Origin of the sequence: Rahnella ecdela, assembly GCF_019049625.1 — a bacterium.
GTDB lineage: Bacteria > Pseudomonadota > Gammaproteobacteria > Enterobacterales > Enterobacteriaceae > Rahnella > Rahnella ecdela.
In genome coordinates, this window is record NZ_JAFMOY010000053.1 from 1 (window position 1) to 634 (window position 634).

Annotated in this window: 2 tRNA genes and 1 rRNA gene; all 3 read left to right on the forward strand. The window is 47.6% G+C overall.

Annotated features, from left to right (window positions below):
* Nucleotides 1–84 (forward strand): 16S ribosomal RNA (locus J1784_RS00260); the annotation flags it as partial.
* Between the two features lie 71 nt (nt 85–155).
* A tRNA-Ile gene (locus J1784_RS00265) sits at nt 156–232 on the forward strand.
* 137 nt (nt 233–369) lie between these two features.
* Nucleotides 370–445, forward strand: a tRNA-Ala gene (locus tag J1784_RS00270).
* The last annotated feature ends 189 nt before the right edge of the window (nt 446–634 follow it).

Sequence of the window (634 nt, forward strand, 5' to 3'; positions counted from 1 at the left end):
GCGCTTACCACTTTGTGATTCATGACTGGGGTGAAGTCGTAACAAGGTAACCGTAGGGGAACCTGCGGTTGGATCACCTCCTTACCTCAAGATACGCATTGTGCAGTGTCCACACAGATTGTCTGATAGAAAGTAACGAGCAGAAATACCTTAATAGGCTTGTAGCTCAGGTGGTTAGAGCGCACCCCTGATAAGGGTGAGGTCGGTGGTTCAAGTCCACTCAGGCCTACCAATTCGTCCTCATGCTGCGTTGTCGTCACACTCGTTTGCACTTGCAAACTTCGTATGAACTCCGCCTTGCCTGAGAACAAATTGGCTAACTCATCTTCCTGGTGTGTTAGTGATTAAGGTATCTGTAAGTGACTGTATGGGGCTATAGCTCAGCTGGGAGAGCGCCTGCCTTGCACGCAGGAGGTCAGCGGTTCGATCCCGCTTAGCTCCACCATTACCGTACAGCCCACAAATAATACTTCAGAGTGTATTGGAAACAGTATGCTGCGAAGTATTTTGCTCTTTAACAATCTGGAACAAGCTGAAAATTGAAAGTTTACAGCTGAACATCACTCTCCGTAGAAGTACTGAGTGGTGGATTAGTCTGTAACAGAGTCTCTCAAATAATCGCAGCGCGATGATG